The sequence below is a fragment of the Serratia sp. HNCC26DJ244 genome (assembly GCF_057180565.1).
On record NZ_JBXUGO010000003.1, the window covers coordinates 173,314 to 192,339 of the forward strand.

Here is a 19,026-nt window from a genome sequence, read left to right on the forward strand (position 1 = left end):
TTTAAAATCACGCATGAAACCTTCTATTGTTGCCAAACTGGAAGCGTTACAAGAGCGCCATGAAGAAGTTCAGGCGTTACTCGGCGATGCCGGGGTTATTGCCGATCAGGATCGGTTTCGCGGGTTATCGCGTGAATATGCACAGTTGACGGATGTCAGCAGCTGCTTTTTGCAATGGCGCCAGGTGCAGGAAGATTTGGCGACGGCAGAAATGATGCTGGATGATCCGGAAATGCGTGAAATGGCGCAGGATGAGTTGAAACAGGCGAAGGCCGCGTCAGAAGAGCTGGAGCAGCAGTTACAGGTCTTGTTGTTGCCCAAAGATCCTGATGATGAACGCAGTTGCTTCCTGGAAGTTCGCGCCGGTACCGGTGGGGATGAAGCGGCTATTTTTGCCGGTGATTTGTTCCGCATGTATAGCCGTTATGCTGAAGCGCGCCGTTGGCGTGTTGAAGTGATGAGCGCCAATGATGGGGAGCACGGTGGTTACAAAGAGGTGATCGCCAAAGTCTCTGGTGAGGGTGTATACGGTCAATTAAAGTTTGAGTCGGGTGGGCATCGTGTACAGCGGGTGCCGGAAACCGAGTCCCAGGGGCGCATTCACACCTCGGCTTGTACGGTGGCGGTGATGCCGGAAGTTCCTGAGGCGGAATTGCCGGATATTAACCCGGCTGATTTGAAGATTGATACCTTTCGCTCCTCCGGTGCCGGTGGGCAACACGTAAACACCACCGATTCGGCTATCCGCATTACCCACTTGCCAACTGGCATCGTGGTGGAGTGCCAGGATGAACGTTCACAGCACAAAAACAAAGCCAAGGCGATGTCGGTACTGGGGGCGCGTATTCGTGCAGCAGAGATGGCCAAACGTCAACAAGCTGAAGCGTCTACCCGCCGCAACCTGCTGGGCAGCGGCGATCGTTCAGACCGCAACCGGACTTATAACTTCCCGCAGGGGCGCGTGACTGATCACCGCATCAACTTGACACTTTATCGCCTGGATGAAGTGATGGAAGGCAAATTGGATATGCTGATCCAGCCGATTGTGCAGGAATATCAGGCTGACCAACTGGCGGCGCTCTCTGCTGAGTCAGACTAATGGATTATCAATCCTGGCTGAAAACCGCGGTATCCCGTTTGAAACACGATACCCGCTTGACACACAATAACAGCGCCAAGCGGGATGCCGAGATCCTATTGGGTTTCGTTACCGGCCATGCCAGAACTTTCCTGTTGGCCTTTGGTGAGACGCTGCTGACTGAGCCGCAGATAGCGCAATTAGAGGGTTTACTGCTTCGCCGCGAGCAAGGTGAACCGGTGGCCTATCTAATTGGTGAACGCGAATTCTGGTCGTTGCCATTGTCGGTATCCCCGGCGACCCTGATCCCGCGTCCAGATACCGAATGTTTGGTTGAACAGGCATTGGCGCGCTTACCCACCGCGCCCTGTCGCATTTTGGATCTAGGCACCGGCAGCGGAGCCATTGCGTTGGCTCTCGCCAGTGAACGGCCCGATTGCCAGGTAACCGGTGTTGATCTGCAGCCGGAAGCCGTGACACTGTCACAACATAATGCACGAAAATTGGCCATCAGCAATGCACATTTCTTGCAAGGCAGCTGGTTTATGCCGGTTATTGGCCAGCAATTTACTCTGATTGTCAGTAACCCACCTTATATTGATAAAAATGATCCTCATCTGCTGCAAGGTGATGTGCGTTTTGAGCCTGATAGTGCGTTAGTGGCGGCAGAGAGTGGTTTGGCGGACTTGGCGGCTATCGTGCAGCAAGCTCCCGGCTTTTTACAGCCACAAGGGTGGTTATTGCTAGAACATGGTTGGCAGCAAGGGGAGGCAGTACGCGCTTTATTGCAGCATGCTGGGTTTATTGCGGTTGATACGTACCGTGATTATGGCGGCAATGAGCGGGTGACACTGGGCCAGAAACCTCCACAGTAATCAGGGATGTGATGATGGCCATCAAGGGCTGAAGCAGCCGCACATATTAGCGTTAGCGATCAGTATTAGCCTATTTGTGTTGTGGTTTTTTGGCCGTGGCAGGGTGGTCAATAATACAGCGGCGTTGGGTGGAAATAGTGCCCTATATCAATGATACGCTGCTGTTTTTAACATGTGACGTTATTGGTGCTTGGTGGAACTTATCCGCTACTGGGTGGCGACACATGGCTGACCGAAAAGTTATTTGGCGTTATTATTTATATCCTGCTGGGTCATGTTGCCTTGGGTAACAGAACACCAAGCAGGCGTTTGCGCATTTGGCGTTTGTGCTGGCACTGGGGTGCCTGTACCTGATCATTAAACTTGCCACAACGAAAATACCGTTTTTGATGGGATACCTATGAGTAGCATTACCGATTTTGAATTTAATACTTCACTCCTCAGTGAGGGAGTGATCTTGGTATCACAGGCCATAAGAGGTGATTTCCCAGTCAATCAGGTTAAACGCAAGTTGCAACAGTTGGTCACCGAAGCCCGGGCAAGCATCTCGGCAGATCTGACTCAAGAAGAACAACTGGATGCGCTGATCGCCTTATTTTTCAAAACCTGGGGGTTCGGGGGTTCCAGTGGCGTCTACCGTCTTTCTGATGCCATCTGGTTAGATAAAGTGCTCGACGCTCGCCAAGGGGCATCGGTGTCGCTAGGCACCATTTTTCTGCATATTGCCCATCAACTGGATTTGCCGTTGATGCCAGTGATTTTTCCAACCCAATTAATCCTGCGTGCTGACTGGTTAGATGAAGAGATGTGGCTAATCAACCCACTCAATGGCGAAACGCTCAATGAGCATCAGTTAGAGGTGTGGATTAAAGGCAACCTGGGGCTGGGGGCGGAATTGGAAGATGACGACCTGGATGAAGCAGAAAATGTTAATGTGGTGCGTAAAATGCTTGATACGCTGAAAGTCGCGTTAATGGAAGAGAAACAGATGGAAATGGCCTTGCGTGCCAGTGAAACGGTGTTGAGCTTCGACCCGGAGGACCCTTATGAAATCCGTGATCGTGGGTTGATTTATGCGCACTTGGAATGCAACCATGTGGCGGTTACTGATCTTAACTATTTTATCGAGCAGTGCCCGGAAGATCCGGTGAGTGAAGTGATTAAAATTCAAATCCATTCCATTGATTTAAAACAGGTTACGCTGCATTAAGTTATTTCAATTGATCATTAAAAAAGGCGCAAACATGAAACAAAAAGTGGTTAGCATTGGTGATATCAAGGTAGCGAACGATCTTCCGTTTGTGCTGTTTGGCGGTATGAATGTGCTGGAATCGCGTGATTTAGCCATGCGTATTTGCGAACACTATGTGAACGTAACCCAGAAGTTGGGTATTCCCTATGTTTTCAAAGCCTCTTTTGATAAAGCCAACCGTTCTTCTATCCACTCTTACCGTGGGCCGGGCCTGGAAGAAGGGATGAAGATTTTTCAGGAACTGAAAAATACCTTTGGCGTTAAGGTGATCACCGATGTGCATGAGGTTGCTCAGGCACAACCGGTGGCCGAAGTGGTGGATGTGATTCAGTTACCCGCCTTTTTGGCGCGCCAGACCGATCTGGTTGAAGCTATGGCTAAAACGGGTGCGGTGATCAACGTTAAGAAGCCACAGTTTGTTAGCCCCGGGCAGATGGGCAATATTGTCGAGAAGTTTAAAGAAGGTGGCAACGATCAGGTTATCTTGTGTGATCGTGGCAGCAACTTTGGCTATGACAATCTGGTGGTAGATATGTTGGGCATTAATGTGATGAAAAATGTCACTGGTGGTCATCCGGTGATTTTTGATGTCACCCACGCCCTGCAAACCCGCGATCCTTTTGGCAGCGCATCTGGTGGCCGCCGTGCACAGGTCAGCGAACTGGCCCGGGCTGGCATGGCGGTGGGGCTGGCTGGCTTGTTTATTGAAGCGCATCCCGATCCGAAGAATGCCCAGTGTGATGGCCCATCAGCATTGCCGTTAGATAAGCTGGAGCCTTTCTTGAAGCAGATGAAAGCGATTGATGACTTGGTGAAAAGCTTCCCGGAGCTGGATACCAGTAATTAAGCTGTTGGCGGTAAGCAACTGGCCTGGCGTAAGTAGCCGGGCCAATGTAGTTATTGAGACAGAGTAGTTATGGGCCAGTATAGTTATGGGCCAGTGTTATTATGACCACTATAGTTATGACCCATGTTGTTATTGAGCGTCCAGCGCCTTTAGAGCATCAGGCAACGTAGGGTAGAAATATAATTTCCCGTCGATGGGTTGCATTCGGGCTCGGGCCAGGGTTTTCAACGGTTGGAAAGGCATATCGGTGATCACCAACTCCTTACCTGGCGGTAAGGCATCAATATAGCGCTGCAGTGCATTTAACCCCCCGGCGTCCAGCACCGGCACGGCATCCCATTGCAAGATAATGGTGCGATAGCCTTCACCACGTAACGTCAGTTCGTTGAAAATACGTTCAGCAGCGGCGAAAAACAGTGGGCCATTAACGCGCATTATCAGGCGGTCATCTGCCGCACTCAGCTCACTTAACTTGGTCATCCGGGCGATACGCCGCATAAAGAGCAGTGAAGCCAGTACAATACCCACGGTAATGGCGATCACCATATCAAATAACACCGTGAGCGACAGGCAGAGTAGCATGACGAGAATGTCATCCTTAGGGGCGCGCCGCAGTAAATAAACCACTTTATGCGCTTCACTCATATTCCAGGCCACCAATAACAACAGGGATGCCATCGCCGCCAGTGGCAAATAGGAGAGCCAGGGAGCCAGTAGCAGTAACGCCAGCAGCACCATCAGTGAGTGAATAATTGCGGATATCGGTGATGTTGCCCCGGCACGCACGTTGGCTGCTGACCGGGCGATGGCAGCGGTGGCGGTGATCCCACCAAAGAATGGGGCGATAATATTACCCATGCCCTGACCGATCAATTCACCATTGGAATGGTGTTTTTTGCTGGTCATCCCATCGAGTACCACGGCGCATAACAGCGATTCAATAGCACCGAGCATCGCCATGGAAAATGCAGCAGGCAGCAAAGCTGAAAACAGATGCCAACTTAACGCGGTGGTTTTGCCATTGGCAGCGGGTAATTCCCACGGTAATACCCATTGTGGCAGGATAGGGGGTATCCCCTGGCCTTGGCTGCCATCGGCAAGTTGGAAACTGAAACGGGAGCCGATGGTGGCGACCTGGAAGTCAAAATACGCCAGAATGGCCATTACCATCGTTCCAGCCAGTAAAGCGGGCAAGTGGCCAGGAATACGCCAGCCAAGTTTTGGCCATATCAGCAATACCAGTAAAGTGACTACGCCTATCAAGGTATCAGCAAAATTCAGGGTAGGTAGCGCGTACAGCAGGGCATAGACCTTGCCGATATAGTTTTCTGGCATTTCGCTTAACTGCAGACCAAAAAAATCTTTCACCTGCATAGTGGCGATAGTAATGGCGATGCCAGAGGTAAAACCGAGGGTCACAGAGAGCGGGATGTATTCAATTAAACGCCCGAAGCGAGCCAGCCCCATAATCAGCAGGAATATGCCTGAAAGCAGGGTGGCAATCAATAAGCCAGAAAGCCCAAATTGCTGTGAAACTGGGAACAGGATCACCACAAATGCCGCTGTCGGGCCAGAAACGCTGTAGCGTGAACCGCCGCTGACCGCGATAACTATACCGGCAATGGCGGCAGTATAGAGCCCATATTGTGGGGGGACACCACTGGCAATGGCCAGCGCCATTGCCAACGGGATGGCAATAATGCCAACTGTCACGCCGGCGATGGCGTCTTTTAATAAACGCTGCAGGGAATAAGGTTCTCGCCAACAGGCGTCGATTAATGCACTGAAGGGGCGTATTTGGTTAATTCTTTGGGTTTTCATCGGGCTAGTAAACCAAATCTCGAAAAGAGAACAAATGGCGGGGCATATGGCTGGGCATAGTGTATCCCGTCTCGAATTGTTACCAGCTACCATACACCTTTATGTAAAAAAGTGTATGTCTTGCATCAAGAGAGTGTGGAGTATTTGCAGCAAGAATATGAATAAGATTTTCAAGATAACAAAAAAGCCTGAATTTGCATTCTGGCTTTTTTGTTTAATTTGGCGGTGAGAGAGGGCTTGATTCTCTGCGCTTACCCTGCGGGCGGCTGTCACCGTTTAAATGGCAGGCTAGTTAGGTCGTAGCAGTTGTGACTTTATCTAAAGCTGCCCTCTAGTGTGGCGGATACCAAACCGACTATTGCTCACCGAGTAATCTGTTTTGTCTATTAATTCGATAGTAATTGTTAAATTACAAATAAGTGTAATGCCACGTAGAATGTTCTTGTTTCAGACAAATAGCCTATATCACCCAACCCGATAGCGGCTTTTTAGCTTTTTAGCTTTTAAGCTTTTAAGCTTTTAAGCGAATGGTGTCCGTTTCTGAGCACGTTTCTGAGCAATTAAGGGCCAATAGTCGTTTTCTGTTACTTTTTCACAACATACAAATAGGTTGCTGACGCACACGACACTGCGGACATAGGCAAAGCTACATGACTCGAAACAAAGACATTTATAAGCATGTCAGGGGATAGAGCAGAGTGCTGGGGGCAGCAATTTGTGCGACTTAAAATCAAAACGCTATTTACCTTGTCAAAAAGTTGAACCCCGCATACAGGGACCTAGCATCAAGCCACCCGTGCCATAAACATTGTACGTAAGTATTGTTTTTAATGCAGCAGCATCTCAGTAAGCAAGCCACATTGATGCTACTGCACAATGTGATAAACCAAGGGCGGCGCATCACGAGAAGAAGAACTAAACTTGTGGGATGTAAGAGCCGAAATCTCGACGGATAGTTTGCTTATTTTGCTTTTTCATCGCTGTTTGCAATAAATAATGCCTGTTAGCTCACTGAAAATACTATCGCAGCAAAACATCTCAATGCTGTTATAAAAATGAAAAGGATCACAAATGGAAAAAATATCTAGTGGGGTCGGTCAATGTCCCTTTACAACTGGCGCCAATACTTCCGCCAGCCAAGAGCATCAAGTCTGGTGGCCCAACGCCCTCAATCTTGACATCCTCCACCAACATGACAGCAAGACCAATCCCATGGATGAGTCTTTCGATTATGCTGAAGCCTTCAACAGTCTTGACTACAGTGCTCTCAAAGCCGACCTCCATGCTCTGATGACCGACAGCCAACCTTGGTGGCCAGCAGACTGGGGTCACTATGGTGGTCTGATGATCCGCATGGCGTGGCACTCTGCGGGCACTTACCGTGCTACTGACGGCCGCGGTGGAGCTAACACTGGCAACCAGCGTTTCGCTCCCCTCAATAGTTGGCCTGATAACGGTAACCTGGACAAGGCTCGCCGCTTACTGTGGCCCATCAAACAGAAATACGGCAACAAGATCTCCTGGGCTGACCTGATGATTCTGGCAGGTAACGTAGCCTACGAGTCTATGGGGCTTAAAACTTTCGGCTTTGCTGGTGGCCGTGAGGATATCTGGCATCCTGAGAAGGATATTTACTGGGGAGCAGAAAAAGAGTGGTTAGCACCGAGCGGTAGCGAAGGTAGCCGTTATAGCGGTGAAAGAGACCTTGAGAATCCGCTGGCGGCGGTGATGATGGGTCTCATCTATGTGAACCCTGAAGGCGTCGATGGCACCCCAGACCCTATCAAAACTGCGCACGACATGCGTGTCACTTTTGCCCGCATGGGTATGAACGATGAAGAGACCGTCGCCCTGACCGCCGGTGGTCACACTGTCGGTAAAGCCCATGGTAACGGCAGTGCCGCTCGTTTGGGACCAGCCCCCGAGGGGGCCGATGTACACGAGCAAGGGCTTGGCTGGATAAACAATGAAACCCGCGGCATTGGTCGCGATACGGTGACGAGTGGTATCGAGGGAGCGTGGACCAGCCACCCAACCCGTTGGGATAATGGTTACTTCAAGATGTTACTTGGCCATGATTGGTGGCTCAAGAAGAGTCCGGCCGGTGCCTGGCAATGGGAGCCGGTTACGATCAAAGAAGAGGATCGCCCGGTGGATGTGGAGGACCCATCCATCCGCTGCAACCCTATCATGACCGACGCAGACATGGCCTTACGCTTTGACCCCATATACCGGGAAATCTCAGAGCGTTTCGCCGCCGATCAGGCGCTCTTTTCTGATGCTTTTGCCCGCGCCTGGTTCAAACTGACTCACAGGGACATGGGGCCACGCAGCCGCTATCTCGGCCCAGAAGTGCCGAGTGAAGTACTGGTATGGCAAGATCCGGTGCCAACTGTAAATTATCAACTCTCCTCCGAGGAGATCGAGGAGCTCAAAGGTAAGCTGCTGGCTTGCGGTATCGCTCCTGCTGATCTGATCGCAACAGCATGGGACAGCGCCCGTACCTTCCGAGCCTCCGATTTCCGCGGTGGGGCCAATGGTGCGCGTATTCGTCTCGCACCGATGAAGAATTGGGAAGGGAACGAACCGGCTCGTCTTGAAAAAGTGCTCAATGCCTTGAACGCTTTGCAGTCCACACTGGCCAAGCCTATCAGCTTGGCTGACCTGATAGTCCTTGGTGGTAGTGCAGCAGTGGAACAGGCCGCTCGGCTAGCTGGTGTCGAGATCGTCGTTCCCTTTTCACCAGGGCGAGGCGATGCAAGCGCCGAGCAGACAGACTCCGAGTCGATTGCCTTCCTTGAACCATTGCACGATGGTTTTCGCAATTGGCAGAAAGATCACTACAAAGTACAACCGGAAGAAATGCTGCTCGATCGTGCCCAGTTGTTAGGACTCACAGCACGTGAAATGACCGTCCTCGTCGGCGGCATACGGGTACTTGGCGCCAACCATGGGGGCTCGTCACATGGTGTCTTTACCGACAAGGTCGGGGTACTGAGTAACGACTTCTTTATCAACCTGACCGATATGAATTACAGCTGGAAACCGATCGGTCGCAATGCTTACCAGATCGTGGATCGTCAGAGTGGAGCTATAAAGTGGACTGCAACCCGTGTCGATCTGGTGTTTGGTTCAAACTCGGTGTTGCGCGCTTACGCCGAGGTCTATGCTCAACAAGATGGCAAAGAGAAATTTATCCGTGACTTCGTTAAAGCTTGGAACAAAGTGATGAACAATGATCGCTTCGACCTGAATTAGATAAGTCAGCACTTGAAAAAGCACCAGCATCAAGCTTAATCCTTGTCAGTTAAGCTTTTGAAGAAGGCTGCAGCGGATAATGTTGCAGCTTCTTTTTTTACCGCTCTTGGATCATGCCGCTGCCGACAAGTAGCTAGCACCAAGGCAGGTTGAAGAACCAGCACTGTAGGGGATTCGTTGGCAGTATCAGCAGGTGTGTTTATTAGGTATTAGTCCAACATGGGACAAGGAAAAGTAACTGAAGGCAAAAGCCTCTCAGTGTGGGGGAATATAAAAGCAAAAAAGCCTGAACGCAAATTCAGGCTTTTTCTCTTAATTTGGCGGTGAGAGAGGGGTTCGAACCCTCGATACACTTTCGCGTATACACACTTTCCAGGCGTGCTCCTTCAGCCACTCAGACACCTCACCGTTTTTGTTGCACAACACTGTGTGCAACGGGGCGGTACTATAGGGAGACTCGGCTAAGCGGTCAAGAATATTTTTATAGTTTTAGCTCAGATGGCTAAGCTGTGGTCGCTTTGCTGCAAAGTCAGTCAATGTTTCACCTTCAAGCTGGGTAAAAGTGTGGCCAATAACCTGAGCTACTTCAACGGTTACAGTGATACTGGCGTGATGTTGGGGGCCAAGTACAACTTCTAACAGGTTTAGCCCGACCCTAAACTCCTCTACCACGATTCGCTGGTAGGGAGTTTTTTGCTATATAGACCACGGTTAATTAAATGATATTGCGAAAGCCAAGGGGCGAGCCGTATCATGGATAGGATAATAGTTTGTGGATAGCGGCTTTGTTCTTCGTCATTTGCGGAGATCACTCAATAACCTGCCAGTTTTTCATACATGATAACGGTTCACCTTGAAGGGGAGTTTATGCTTACTGTTTTGCGTCGAGTTGTAGCAGCAGGAATGCTGTGCGTTTTATTTATTTCATCGGCAATGGCGGATTTTGATCGTGGTATGACCGCCTTCAAAAAAAAAGATTATTCGGAAGCCTTAAATCAATGGTTACCGCTGGCCCAACGTGGGGATGCCAAAGTGCAATTTTTGGTTGGCACCATGTATGCCAATGGAGAAGGGACAGAAAAAGATGAAAAACAAGCGGTATATTGGTTTCGCAAAGCGGCAGAACAGAATAATGCCAAAGCTCAGGTGGTACTTGGCGCACTCTACTTGAATGGAAAAGGGGTAGAGAAAGATAGTGCCCAGGCCGTGATGTGGTTTGGTAAGTCAGCAGAACAAGGGGTGAGTGATGCACAGTATCTGCTGGGTCTTTGCTATTTTCGTGGTCTAGGGGTGACAAAAAATACTGAACAGGCGGCTGTTTGGTTTGAAAAAGCGGCCCAGCAGGGAAATGCCGGGGCACAATTTCATTTAGGCCTTTTATACGCAACAGGGCAAGGCGTAGCAAAAGATGATAAACAGGCTGTCGCTTGGTATCGTAAGGCGGCGGAAAAGGGGGACATTGATGCCCAGAACAACCTTGGCGCCATGTATGAACAAGGTCAAGGTGTCGAAAAAAATCTGTCGCAAGCAGTGAAATGGTATCGCAAGGCAGCCGAACAAGGGGCTGCTGGTGCACAATATAACTTGGGTGTCATGTATGCCCACGGCATTGGGGTTAAACAAGATGAACAGCAAGCGGTGCAATGGTACCGCAAAGCAGCAGGGCAAGGTGATGCGCGTTCTCAATACAATCTCGGCGTGATGTATAACAAAGGCGAAGGTGTAGCTCAAGATATTGCGGTGTCTATTGAATGGTTTCGCAAAGCGGTAGAACAAGGTGATGCGGGCGCGCAATACGCACTAGGCCTCATGTATGAACAGGGCTTGGGAGTCGAACAAGATAAAGCACGAGCAGATATATTGTATCGTAAGGCCGCAGAACAAGGCCAGGTAGAAGCTAAACGCAAGCTTGAGATGCTCGCTCAATAACAGTCATTTCTGTTGAACCAGAATGTGGCGCTGAGGGCGGGCTTGATTCATAGACTCTCTCCCCGCCGGTCAGGATTTACCGCCTACAAGCCACTCGAATAATTTAGAGAATTCCCCAAAAGGCTATTCTTATTTTGTAAGTGATCTAGGTCTAATTTATCAACTATTAAATATAATAAATTGAACTTTAATTATCATGAGGGACTTAAGTCTAAATTAAAGTTTGATTTAGATCACTGTTATTTATTGATGCAGATCATTATTAAGTTTTTTCTAATAGTATTTTAGATTAACTCATACGTCGATTGAATCTGTATTGTTGTGAGTTTAATATACACCATATGGTTAATTTTAATCTGCAGTGCTGTAACAGTATATAACCATCAGTTAATTGGTGAGTTAAAGTTATTGTTTAAACTAAAACCATTAAATGGTCTTAGATATAACCATGCTATTTTAATTGCTAACTTATGATAATAGGCGCATTGAGTAATAAGCAAGCCTTGGTTGGCATGTGTTTAATTATTTATTGATGCAGGTTACGGTAATTTATAAATAACTTATCGGAAATATTATCAACGAATTACGATTTGAGTGTTCATTAGGAGAAATTAAGTTGAAGATATTCTGTTTAATAAAAAAGAACACCTATTTTGACTCTGTCACCCTGATGGGAATAACTAAGCGTCTGGCCAGCCTGGACGGTGTGCTGAATCTTTCTGTCAGTATGGGGAGTGATCTCAACAAAACGCTACTACGGGACAGCGGAATGAGTACGCCAGAGGCTGAGGCAGCAACGCCAAATGATCTTATCATTTCATTTAGCCTGGACAATGAAGATAACGCCGCCCAGGCATTTGAATCTATTGAAAAAGGGTTGGTGAAGCGCAGCAACGGTGTTGCCAGTAAGAATAAACCCGTTGGTATCAAATCTGCCCTAAATGCATCCCCAGACGCAAACATGGTGGTCATCTCTCTGCCAGGTGAGTATGCGGTGCTGGAAGCGAAGAAGGCGCTGCAACACGATCTACACGTGATGATGTTCAGTGATAACGTCAGCATTGAAGACGAATTGATGCTGAAATCCCTGGCCCATGAAAAGGGTCTGCTGATGATGGGCCCCGACTGTGGCACCGCCATCATCAACCAGAAGGCACTCTGCTTTGCTAATGTGGTCAATCAGGGGCGTGTTGGGGTGATTGGCGCATCCGGTACCGGTACACAGGAAATCACCGTGTTGCTGGACCAGTATGGCTATGGCATTAGTCAGGTTATCGGCACTGGCGGGCGTGATCTCTCCAAGAGCATCAATGCCGTCATGATGTGCGATGCACTGCAAGCATTAGCACAAGATCCAGAGACTGACCTCATCGTGCTGGTCTCCAAGCCACCTGAAGTTTCTGTGGCCGAGAAGGTGAGTAATCTAGCCAAACAGGTCGGTAAACCGGTCGTGGTCTGCTTCCTGAACGAAGGTGTAAGCCGTGCCGCTGATGCCAACCTGCATTTTGCTAATACGTTGGAAGAGGGCGCACAGAAGGCCGTTGCTTTGTTGAATGCTTGCGGCAGGGTTGAACCGGTAGCAGTGGATACAGCGTTGGCTGCAGAACTGAGCAAACGGTTAGATGCCAACCAGAAATATCTGCGTGGAGTCTTCTGTGGCGGCACACTCACCGATGAAGCTCGTATCATCTTCAAGAATCAGTGCCCTGGCTTACCTTGCTACAGCAACGTTGCCAAGAAACAGCAAGAGAAGCTGGCCAATCCGCATGAGAGCGTGAAAAACAGCTTTGTCGATATGGGGGATGATGCTTTCACCGTTGGTAAGCCTCATCCGATGATCGATCCTACCCTGCGTAATCTGCGGCTTGTCCAGGAAGCTGCTGACCCGCAAACCGCAGTCATACTGTTCGATGTAGTGCTGGGCTTTGGTTCAAACGAAGATCCGGCTGGCGTCACGCTGGAAGGCATCGAGGCGGCCAAGAAGGTGGCTCAGCAGCAGGGACGAGAAGTGATTTTCGTCGGCTATGTGCTGGGAACAGACAAGGATCCGCAAATCATGAAACTGCAAATGCAAAAGCTTGAGTCCGCTGGGGTGATTCTAGGTAAGAACAACGCTCATGCCGCACGTATCGCCGCCGAAATCATCAGAGGAATTCAGTAATGAGTAAAATTAATTCCCTTTTCAATAGCGAGTTAAAAACTATCAATTTCGGTGCCGAGAATTTCAACAATGAGTTGCTCTCCCAGAGCGTCGACAGTGTTCAGGTTGAGTGGCGGCCGCCAGCGGGGGGGAACAAGGTATTGTTGGCTGCCTTGACCAAGCTCGATAGTGAAGAGATCAGCCAAGCAAACCAGAAGGCCATTGACCTCTTTATGGAAGCCGCTCCCTTCCTGGTGGATTATCAGCAAGCCAAGGATGTCATCCCCGGTATGACGCCTTACACCATACTGCACGCAGGGCCACCTATTACTTGGCAACGCATGTGCGGCCCGATGCAGGGCGCAGTGATTGGTGCGCTGATCCTCGAAGGTCTGGCGGCTGATCAACAGCAAGCTGAAGCGCTTGCCGCTTCCGGCAAAATCAAGTTTGCACCTTGCCATGAGCATAACGCCGTTGGCGCGATGGCCGGGGTCATTTCCTACTCCATGGTGGTGCAAGTCTTCAAGAACAAGGCCCACGGCAACTACGCTTATTGCCCAGTACCAGAAGGCATGGGCGGCAAGGTGATGCGCTATGGTGCCTTCGGCCCTGAGGTGATCGAGCGCTTGAAGTGGATGCGTTCTGAATTCCGTGAAGTCATGCACCTGGCGCTCTCCCAGAGCGAAGGCATCGACACTAAGTCACTGCAATTCCAGGCACTGCACATGGGGGATGAAGGGCATAACCGTAACAAGGCCGGTACCAGTCTGTTTTTACGGGCACTGTTTCCCTTGCTGTTGAAAACCGGGCTGCCTCACGAGCGTTTGCAACCGGTGGTCGATTTTATTAACGGCAATGATGGCTACTTCCTGAGTATCAGTATGCCTTCCTCCAAGGTGTGTCTGGATGTCGCTCACGGCGTCGAGAAAAGTACCATGGTGACCGCCCTGGCCCGTAACGGCGTGGATTTCGGTATCCGTGTTTCTGGCCTCAAGGATCAGTGGTTCACGGGGCCGGCTCAGATGGTCAAGGCGCTCTACTTCCCCGGGTATGGCGACGATGATGCCAACCCAGATATGGGGGATTCTGCGATCACTGAGACCGCTGGCATTGGGGGGTTTGCCTTAAGCGGTGCCCCCGCTATTGTCCAACTGGTGGGGGGAACTGCCGCTGATGGCATCGAAATCTCTAAGAAAATGTATGAAATTACGCTGTTCGAGAATATGAACTTCTCTCAACCCGTGCTCGATTTTCGTGGTTCGCCCACCGGTATCGACATTCGCAAGGTCGTAGAGACAGGCATTCTGCCGATCATCACCACCGGTAGCGTACACAAGAAGGCTGGAGAGGGGCAGATCGGGGCGGGTATCACTAATCCACCTATCGATTGCTTCGAGAAGGCGCTGCTGCGTTGTGCAGAAGTGTTCTGATTTCAACTTATTCCATTTTGTCTGCGGCCCGCATAACGGTCCGCGACAAAATGATCAGTTATAAGGAAGTGTCAAATGAATGAAATCATTAACAGCCCGCTGCTATGGCTGCTCTGTAGTATCACTATTATGGTCGTTGTAGGACAGGGCTATGCCTACTACAAGCTGGCACGTAAGAATGCCAAGCTGCTCGGAATGTCAGATGAAATTTGTGCCAAGTCCTTCAAGGTAGGGATGGTCACTGCCGTTGGCCCGGCCCTGGGTATCCTGATCGTATTGGTGGGCATGATGGCGGTACTGGGGGGGCCGATAACCTGGATGCGTCTATCTATTATCGTTTCGGCCACCAATGAGATGGCTGCCGCCAAGTTTGGTGCGGACGCCGCAGGTGTCACTTTCGGAGGGGTTGATTTCACCGTTGTGGTGCTGTTTGTCGCCTGGTTTGGTATGGCTCTGAATGGTATGGGCTCGATGTTATCCGCCGTTTTCTTCGCCGGTCATCTGGAGAAGATTCGCACCAAGGTGGTCAACAAAAACCCCAAGATCCTGGCGTTGGTCAGCGGTGCCGCGATGTGTGCCATCTACGGTAACCTGAGCTCTGGCACTATTATTCATGGTGGTGGCAACGTCGGTGCCTGGTTGGTTGCGGGTATTGCCACCTATGTGCTCTATGTGATCTCCCAACGGGTGGAGAAGTTGAAGGAATATAGCCTGGGGATAGCCATGCTAGTCGGTACCATTGCTGGGGCTATTGTCCAATCCATTGTCGGATAACCTGGCTACCAGGAAGATTTAATCGTATTGGAGCCAATAGAATCGATGATTTATGGCTCGACATAACATATCAACCCTCGATGATCGGCATGAGTTAACCGATTAGCGAATAGATTGATCAGGATGCAAAATTATGGACAACACAAATTACGTTCAACAGTGGGTCAATCCGGTCCACAAAATTGGCCGGGTTACTCTGCTAACGGCCTGTGTGACGACCACTTTTCCGATACTTTATCTCTACCTGGTTCACGGCATTTTCCCACCCGTGGACTGGTTGTGGAATGATGTGTTGCTGATTGTGGCGTCCTTCGGGTTTATCTGGCTGATCGAACCCATCAGTTTTTACCCCGCACTGGGTCTGTCGGGCACATATCTCGCCTTTTTGACCGGCAATATAGGCACAACCAAGTTACCCGCTGCCGCCATTGCCCAGGATTTGGCCAAGGTTGAGCCAGGTTCACGCGAGGCAGAAGTGGTGTCGACACTCGCGATTATCGGCGCGACAACCACGACGACGGCATTTATCTGTGTTGGCGTAATATGCGGCTCTTTCCTGTTGTCTGTATTGCCTGGCCCGGCGGTGGATGCGCTCAAGTCTTACACGGTTCCGGCGGTTTTCGGTGCCTTGATGGTCACTTTCGCTATTAAGTATCCGAAAGTGATCCCGGTTGCCATCGGTGTGCCTTTGCTGCTTAAATTATTTGCTGCAAATGTGATCCCGGGCTACTGGCATATTATTTTTGCGATAGTGGCAACGGTAGCAGCAGCTTTTGTTCTCTATCGTAGCGATATAAAGCAACCAACCTGATAGCGATTATTTTTTGATGAGATACGCTCCGATTTAAATCTGGGTGTTCTCATTAAAATCATTAACCAAAACGGTTAAAACTGGAGAGCGGTTAAATATCTTGGCAATAAATACTCATATTTAAAACCCGGTTAAATAAATTGAGATGACAATAAAGCGGTACAGTAGTGAGTAATTGTATAATTTGGCTTAACGATGCGCTGTGAGAATTTTATAAAAAATTAAACATTACTCATGAGTGACATTTATTTCACATGAAAGGATAGTGAGATGGCAGAGGCTAAAAATAGCGGTGAGTCTAAAAAGCAATCTTCACTTCTGCGGGTGACTTTGGCGAGCCTTGCTGGAACGACACTCGAATTTTATGACCATTTCATTTATGGCACGGCCGCCGCCTTGGTTTTTCCAGCGGTCTTTTTTTCCCAGGTATCGACAGAACTCGCGCTGCTGATGTCGCTGGTAACTTATGGCATCGCCTTTGTGACCAGACCTTTAGGCGCGGTTATCTTTGGTCATTTTGGCGATCGTTTTAGCCGAAAGAACATGCTGGTGTTGGCGCTGTTGCTGATGGGAGGGGCAACCTTTTTGATCGGCTGCCTTCCTGCCTATGGAACGGCAGGGATATGGGGGGCAGTCGGCCTTTGCCTGTTACGCTTGTTACAGGGTTTGGCTCTTGGCGGCGAGTGGGGGGGCGCGGCGCTGATGGTGAATGAATTTGCAGCAGGGAGTAAGGTGCGCGCCTTTTTAGGTAGCATGGTACAACTTGCTTCGCCCATTGGTTTTTTGATTGCCAGCGGTGTATTCGCCGTTATCAATGCAGTTTTACCGCCCGAGGATTTTATCGCTTGGGGCTGGCGTATTCCTTTTCTTGCTAGCGGCCTGCTGGTGGCTATCGGCTTTTATGTTCGCCGATCCATCGATGAATCACCGGAATTTGTGGCGAACAAGCAAGTTCTGCAACAGCGCAAGAGCATTCCCATTATTGATATCTGCAGGAATCATTGGCGAACATTATTACTGGCAATCGGCTCACGTATCGGCAGTGATATTGCTTTTTATGTATTTGCGCTCTTCTTGCTGGTTTATCTGCCATTTATCGGCATGGATAAGCAGATTGCTCTCAATGCCAGTATCGCAGCCTCTATCGGCCAGGCCATCGGTATCCCGGTATTCGGTTATCTGGCGGATAAATTCACTACCCGCGCTGTTATCTCTTGTGGAGCCTTAGCCAATATTGCTTGGGGATTTATCTTTTTCATGCTGGTTGATATGCGGGATCCGACTATCATCGTGCTTACCGCCTTTGTCGCCCTCTTTTTGCTGGCTGCAATGTGGGCACCACTTGCTGCACATATGCCCGCTATGTTCCCGGTCCACGTGCGTTTCACCGGGGCAGGTCTCGGGTTTCAAACTGCGGGTATTTTTGGCGGCGCACTGGCCCCTTCAATCTGCCTCTATCTCATCCATCAATACAACAGCAGTTTGCCCGTTTCTATTTACCTCGGCGCTGCACTGGCATTAGCGTTTGTGTGTGTGGTGATGACAAAACCTGCAATGGCTGACGTAACCGAATCAAAAAGGTAAGGAATCATAATTAAATTATTCAGTTACTTAATATGACCTGATTAATCGGGGGTGAATAAGCAAGTTGCAGAGAAAGATAAGTATTTAACACCTGGGGGCATGCGTAGCACCATTGCATCATCGTGCTAAGATCTGCCTATAAAGATTAAACTAATGCGTTGATAATCATGCTAGAATTTCCTTTGTGTCGGGCCGTCCTGGATCGGTGGACTTAACCATGTTCGATCTCAAACAGAAATCTAATATTGACCTCGAAGAGCTACGTACCTTTGTGACGGTAGCTCAGCTAAAAAGTTTTTCGGCAGCCGCTGAGGTTCTGCATCGATCGACTGCCGCTATCAGTTACCGAATCAAGACGATAGAAGCCAATATGGACACGGTGCTTATAGAACGCACCACGCGTAAATTAAAGCTCACGCCCTCAGGTGAGATGCTGTTTGAGAAAGCCACCCAGATACTGGAATGGTTACAGACCATGCCGGACTCCCTTAAACAGGTTAATGACGGTATTGAACCGAACTTCAAGTTGGTCTTCAACAACCTTATTTATGATTCCAACGCCGCCAGCTACCTCCTGGCGCATTTAAACCAACGTTTTCCCTTTACTGTCTTCAAGTTGGAGATGGCCGTTTTTATGGGGGTATGGGATCAGATGCAGTACAACGATGGCCAGTTGGCGATAGGGGCACCAGGTTTTCATGCGATGAGTGATGATTTTCAGAGTAGGGCGATGGGCGTTATCAATTGGCTCTGCGTAGCCGCGCCGGATCACCGGCTGCTTGCAGCTGCGGAACCCATTACCCAACAAGAATTGCGGCACTATCCGGTGGTAAACATAGAAGACAGTTCCAATCGGTTACAGAAACGAGCCCCTTGGCGACTGGCCGGCCAGCAGGAACTTTTGGTGCCAGACATGGCAACCAAGATCACCTGCCATGAGATCGGGCTCGGTATCGGTTTTCTGCCTGCGGTTATTGCGCATGAAGAGATCGCCAAAGGGCGGCTGGCAGAGCTTAATCTGGCGTGGGTAGGCCGTAAACCTTCCCCTCTTTCATTGGTGTGGCGCACCAGTAGTGCAGGGAAAATCACCGAATATCTGTTGCAACTTTTTGACGCAAAGGATCCCTTGGTCACCCCTTTCATGCGTTTGCTTGATAATTCAGACCCCTTAGATGATTGAGGATATGGATATTTCAGCAAATCGGCTGTTGTTACACTGCAGATAAC

Annotated in this window: 14 protein-coding genes, 1 tRNA gene and 1 pseudogene; 14 read left to right on the forward strand and 2 right to left on the reverse strand. The window is 49.6% G+C overall.

Features of this window, described 5'->3' with window-relative positions; genetic code table 11:
- The first annotated feature begins 13 nt into the window (after positions 1-13).
- The 5 genes and pseudogenes from prfA to kdsA all read left to right on the forward strand — a co-directional run bounded on the left by prfA (position 14) and on the right by kdsA (position 4,052).
- Positions 14-1,099 (forward strand): peptide chain release factor 1, encoded by a 1,086-nt coding sequence (gene prfA / locus AC2A06_RS03855; protein WP_023492096.1) that lies wholly within the window; start codon positions 14-16, stop codon positions 1,097-1,099.
- The gene (prmC, locus tag AC2A06_RS03860) at positions 1,099-1,953 is read left to right on the forward strand and encodes a peptide chain release factor N(5)-glutamine methyltransferase (protein ID WP_484379422.1); all 855 of its coding nucleotides are present in this window, start codon (positions 1,099-1,101) and stop codon (positions 1,951-1,953) included. Before prfA ends, prmC begins: the two co-directional genes overlap by 1 nt.
- A gap of 28 nt (positions 1,954-1,981) precedes the next feature.
- A pseudogene (locus tag AC2A06_RS03865) lies at positions 1,982-2,357 on the forward strand (SirB2 family protein).
- Positions 2,354-3,163, forward strand: a complete 810-nt coding sequence (gene sirB1, locus AC2A06_RS03870; RefSeq protein WP_023492099.1) for an invasion regulator SirB1 — start codon at positions 2,354-2,356, stop codon at positions 3,161-3,163. The pseudogene AC2A06_RS03865 and the gene sirB1 overlap by 4 nt, the downstream one beginning before the upstream one ends.
- 34 nt (positions 3,164-3,197) lie before the next feature.
- Complete coding sequence (gene kdsA, locus AC2A06_RS03875; protein WP_473197840.1) at positions 3,198-4,052, forward strand: 3-deoxy-8-phosphooctulonate synthase; 855 nt, start codon at positions 3,198-3,200, stop codon at positions 4,050-4,052.
- A gap of 129 nt (positions 4,053-4,181) precedes the next feature.
- On the opposite strand, the gene dauA is transcribed toward kdsA, so the two are convergent.
- Positions 4,182-5,873, reverse strand: a complete 1,692-nt coding sequence (dauA, locus tag AC2A06_RS03880; RefSeq protein ID WP_484379423.1) for a C4-dicarboxylic acid transporter DauA — start codon at positions 5,871-5,873, stop codon at positions 4,182-4,184.
- 1,071 nt (positions 5,874-6,944) lie between these two features.
- Here dauA and katG point away from each other — a divergent pair.
- Complete coding sequence (gene katG, locus AC2A06_RS03885) at positions 6,945-9,131, forward strand: catalase/peroxidase HPI (protein WP_484379424.1); 2,187 nt, start codon at positions 6,945-6,947, stop codon at positions 9,129-9,131.
- A gap of 318 nt (positions 9,132-9,449) precedes the next feature.
- Here the strand turns inward: katG and AC2A06_RS03890 are convergent.
- Positions 9,450-9,539, reverse strand: a tRNA-Ser gene (locus AC2A06_RS03890).
- Between the two features lie 90 nt (positions 9,540-9,629).
- Between AC2A06_RS03890 and AC2A06_RS03895 the strand changes: the two genes are divergently transcribed.
- The 8 genes from AC2A06_RS03895 (at position 9,630) to allS (ending at position 18,979) form a co-directional block, all read left to right on the forward strand.
- Positions 9,630-9,770, forward strand: coding sequence for a hypothetical protein (locus AC2A06_RS03895; RefSeq protein WP_484379425.1), 141 nt, complete (start codon positions 9,630-9,632; stop codon positions 9,768-9,770).
- A gap of 228 nt (positions 9,771-9,998) precedes the next feature.
- Complete coding sequence (locus AC2A06_RS03900; protein WP_484379426.1) at positions 9,999-11,060, forward strand: SEL1-like repeat protein; 1,062 nt, start codon at positions 9,999-10,001, stop codon at positions 11,058-11,060.
- 616 nt (positions 11,061-11,676) lie between these two features.
- Positions 11,677-13,221 (forward strand): acyl-CoA synthetase FdrA, encoded by a 1,545-nt coding sequence (gene fdrA, locus AC2A06_RS03905; protein ID WP_484379427.1) that lies wholly within the window; start codon positions 11,677-11,679, stop codon positions 13,219-13,221.
- A complete protein-coding gene (locus AC2A06_RS03910) occupies positions 13,221-14,630 on the forward strand; it encodes a YlbE family protein (RefSeq protein ID WP_484379428.1) in 1,410 nt (469 codons plus the stop codon). Before fdrA ends, AC2A06_RS03910 begins: the two co-directional genes overlap by 1 nt.
- Before the next feature lie 75 nt (positions 14,631-14,705).
- Complete coding sequence (locus AC2A06_RS03915) at positions 14,706-15,404, forward strand: DUF5058 family protein (RefSeq protein WP_023489924.1); 699 nt, start codon at positions 14,706-14,708, stop codon at positions 15,402-15,404.
- Positions 15,405-15,537: 133 nt separating this feature from the next.
- Complete coding sequence (locus tag AC2A06_RS03920) at positions 15,538-16,215, forward strand: hypothetical protein (protein WP_023489925.1); 678 nt, start codon at positions 15,538-15,540, stop codon at positions 16,213-16,215.
- Between the two features lie 270 nt (positions 16,216-16,485).
- Entirely contained in the window at positions 16,486-17,799 is a 1,314-nt protein-coding gene (locus AC2A06_RS03925) for an MFS transporter (protein ID WP_484379429.1), read from the forward strand.
- Positions 17,800-18,016: 217 nt separating this feature from the next.
- Positions 18,017-18,979, forward strand: a complete 963-nt coding sequence (gene allS, locus AC2A06_RS03930; protein ID WP_484379430.1) for an HTH-type transcriptional activator AllS — start codon at positions 18,017-18,019, stop codon at positions 18,977-18,979.
- Positions 18,980-19,026: the final 47 nt, after the last annotated feature.

What these genes read in the sequence shown, in the direction of transcription:
- prfA (WP_023492096.1), top strand. Translation starts at nt 14, where the DNA reads ATGAAACCTTCTATTGTTGCCAAACTGGAAGCGTTACAAGAGCGCCAT.
- prmC (WP_484379422.1), top strand. Translation starts at nt 1,099, where the DNA reads ATGGATTATCAATCCTGGCTGAAAACCGCGGTATCCCGTTTGAAACAC.
- sirB1 (WP_023492099.1), top strand. Translation starts at nt 2,354, where the DNA reads ATGAGTAGCATTACCGATTTTGAATTTAATACTTCACTCCTCAGTGAG.
- kdsA (WP_473197840.1), top strand. Translation starts at nt 3,198, where the DNA reads ATGAAACAAAAAGTGGTTAGCATTGGTGATATCAAGGTAGCGAACGAT.
- dauA (WP_484379423.1), bottom strand. Translation starts at nt 5,873, where the DNA reads ATGAAAACCCAAAGAATTAACCAAATACGCCCCTTCAGTGCATTAATC.
- katG (WP_484379424.1), top strand. Translation starts at nt 6,945, where the DNA reads ATGGAAAAAATATCTAGTGGGGTCGGTCAATGTCCCTTTACAACTGGC.
- AC2A06_RS03895 (WP_484379425.1), top strand. Translation starts at nt 9,630, where the DNA reads ATGGCTAAGCTGTGGTCGCTTTGCTGCAAAGTCAGTCAATGTTTCACC.
- AC2A06_RS03900 (WP_484379426.1), top strand. Translation starts at nt 9,999, where the DNA reads ATGCTTACTGTTTTGCGTCGAGTTGTAGCAGCAGGAATGCTGTGCGTT.
- AC2A06_RS03910 (WP_484379428.1), top strand. Translation starts at nt 13,221, where the DNA reads ATGAGTAAAATTAATTCCCTTTTCAATAGCGAGTTAAAAACTATCAAT.
- AC2A06_RS03915 (WP_023489924.1), top strand. Translation starts at nt 14,706, where the DNA reads ATGAATGAAATCATTAACAGCCCGCTGCTATGGCTGCTCTGTAGTATC.
- AC2A06_RS03920 (WP_023489925.1), top strand. Translation starts at nt 15,538, where the DNA reads ATGGACAACACAAATTACGTTCAACAGTGGGTCAATCCGGTCCACAAA.
- AC2A06_RS03925 (WP_484379429.1), top strand. Translation starts at nt 16,486, where the DNA reads ATGGCAGAGGCTAAAAATAGCGGTGAGTCTAAAAAGCAATCTTCACTT.
- allS (WP_484379430.1), top strand. Translation starts at nt 18,017, where the DNA reads ATGTTCGATCTCAAACAGAAATCTAATATTGACCTCGAAGAGCTACGT.